The following is a 2,716-nucleotide window of genomic DNA, read 5'->3' as shown; positions in this document are numbered from 1 at the left end:
GCGACCTCGACCTGGCGACGGGCCTGCTGGTGCTGGTCCTCGCGCCGGAGTGCTACCTGCCGCTGCGCGCGGCCGGCGCAGCGCACCACGCCAGCGAGGACGGCGTCGAAGCCGTCCGCCGAGTCGACGAGATCGTCAGCGGCGGCAGTGCCGATGACGCGACCGCCACCTCCGCGCCGCTAGGGTTCGCTCTTGAGCGGCCGGGTTCGAGCGAACAGCGGCCTGTTCGCGCCGGTGGCCCGGTGACGGTGCGGGTGGCCGGGTTGCGGGTGCGGCGGCGGGACGGGTTCGCGCCGGATGGCCTGAGCTTCGTGGCGCGGCCCGGCGAGATCGTGCGGCTGGAGGGCTTCGACGGGATCGGGCCGAGCGGCAGCGGCAAGTCGACGACGATGTCGGTGCTGCTCGGCTTCGCCGCCCCGGAAAGCGGCACGATCACCTGCGACGGCGTGGACATCGCCGAGCTCGACCCGGCCGAGTGGCGGCGCCGCATCGCCTGGGTGCCGCAGCGCCCGACCTTTACCGGCGGCACGGTCGTCGACGAACTCGCCGTCGCCACCGCCGACCAACCCGACCTGGCGGTGCACACCGCCGACCAACCCGACCTGGCGGTGCACACCGGCGAAGCGCTCTCCGCAGCGGCCGCCGCCCACCTCCGCGACCGCCGCATCGATGAACTGTCCACAGGGGAGCGTCAACGGGTGGCGGTGGCCCGCGCCCTGCTGAGGCTGCGCGGCGACGCGAAGATCCTGCTGCTCGACGAGCCGACCGCACACCTGGACACCGCGACGGCCCACCAGGTCAACGAGGCCATCCGCCGCGCCGCCGAAGCGGGCACGACGGTCGTGCTCGCCAGCCACCGCCCGGAGGCGGCCGCGGCCGAACCGGAAGCTGCCACCGCGGCCACCGCAACCGCGCCGCCCGACCTGCCGGCGGCGACCGGTCGCATCCGCGACCTGATCACGCCGCGAACGCTCCTCGGCGTCGGCCTCGGCGCGCTCTCGCTGCTCTCCGGCCTCGCGCTGACCGCGACGTCGGCCTGGCTGATCGCCCGCGCTTCGCAGCAGCCGCCGATCCTCACGCTCTCCGTCGCGGTCGTGGGCGTGCGCACCTTCGCGCTGTCGCGCGCGGTGCTCCGCTACGCGGAGCGGCTCGTCACGCATGACGCCGCCTTCCGGCTCTCCGGCCGTCTCCGGCGGCAGCTGTGGGATGCCCTCGTGCGACTCGGGCCGGTGCGCACCGCCGGGCTCCGCCGCGGCGAGGGCGTCGCGCGTCTCGTCGACGATGTCGACTCCGTCCGCGACCTGGAGCCGCGCGTGATCCTCCCGCCGCTGGTCGCGGCGGTCGTCGTGGTTGCTGCGGTGGTGCTCCAAACGCTGGTGCTCCCGGAAGCGGGTGCGGTGCTCGCAGCTGCGCTGCTCGTTGCTTTCGTCGCCAGCCCGCTCGCGGCGCTCGCTGCGGAGCGCCGCGCGACCGCTGCCGTGGCGGAAGGGCGGCGCCGCGTTGCGGCTCGCGTCCTCGCGCTGCTCGACGGTTCTGCGGAGCTGCTTGCCTTCGGCGCGCACAAGGAGCGCCGCGCCGAGCTGGCCGCCGCCGACGAGCGGCTGGCCGCCCGCGCCCGCCGCGCCGCCTTCGGCGCGGGCGCCGCAACGGCCGTGAACACGCTCCTCGTCGGGATCGCGGTGCTCGGCGGAGCCTGGTTCGGGGCGGCGGCGGTGGCCGAAGGCCGGTTGGCGCCGGAGCTGGCGCCGCTGCTCGGCCTGGTGCCGCTCGCAGCGGCGGAAGCCGTCGCGTTGCTGCCGCCCGCTGCGCAGCAGTGGAAGTCGCTGCGCGCAGCGCAAGCGCGTCTAGCGCCGCTGCTGGCGGTCGGCTCGGGCGGTAGCGCGGGAACCCCGGCAAGCGGCGCCGAATCCGTTGGTGTGAGCGGGATTCCCGCCGCTGATGCGCGTTCCGGCGGCGTCGAGCTGGTCGGCGTCGATGTCCGATGGCCGGGTTCGGACGGAATGGCCTTGCGGGGCGCGGATTTGCGCGCGCCTGCCGGGGCGCACGTCGCGGTGGTCGGGCCTTCCGGCGGCGGGAAGTCGACGCTCTTGGCTCTGCTGCTGGGATTCCTGGATGCGGAGCGGGGCGACGTGCAAGCGCCGCGGAAGGTCGCGTGGTGCCCGCAGGAGCCTCAGCTGGTGTCGACGACGATCCGGGAGAACCTGCGGCTCGCCGCGCCGAAGGCGGACGACCGCGAGCTCGGCGAGGCGCTCCGGGTGGCGGGGCTGCCGGGCTGGGACGAGCGGCTGGACGCCGTGGTCGGCAGCGGCGGCACGGCGATGTCCGGCGGCGAGGCGCAGCGCCTCGCGCTGGCGCGAGCGCTGCTGGCCGCGGACGCGGAGCTGGTGCTGCTCGACGAGCCGACCGCGCACCTGGACGTGCCGACCGCGGAGGAGCTGCTCGCCCGCCTGCGCCACGCGCTGCACGACCGCACCGTCATCCACGTGACGCACCGCTGGTCGGAGACCGAACACGCGGACATCGTCCTGCGCGTCGAGGCGGGCGAGATCGCGGTCGTTCGCGAGGCCGAGCGCGAAGGCGCCCTCCCGTGACCGCACGAGCTTCGCGGGTCAATGTTTCCGCTGGTCACGGGGCCGTGAGTACTTTGGGTCGCGATAGCAGCCCAACTGATAAACGGTATCATCCGGGAACATCATCGTGGACCGGTACCGATTTG

General features: G+C 74.8%; 1 protein-coding gene. It reads left to right on the top strand.

From position 1 onward, the window contains the following. A partial coding sequence (gene cydC, locus AB0I53_RS11390; protein WP_358600101.1) for a thiol reductant ABC exporter subunit CydC occupies window positions 1-2,591 on the top strand: 2,591 nt, incomplete at its 5' end. Window positions 2,592-2,716: the final 125 nt, after the last annotated feature.

It is taken from the genome of Saccharopolyspora sp. NPDC050389 (assembly GCF_040655595.1).
Classification (GTDB): domain Bacteria; phylum Actinomycetota; class Actinomycetes; order Mycobacteriales; family Pseudonocardiaceae; genus Saccharopolyspora.
This window is presented reverse-complemented; position numbering and strand designations above follow the sequence as displayed.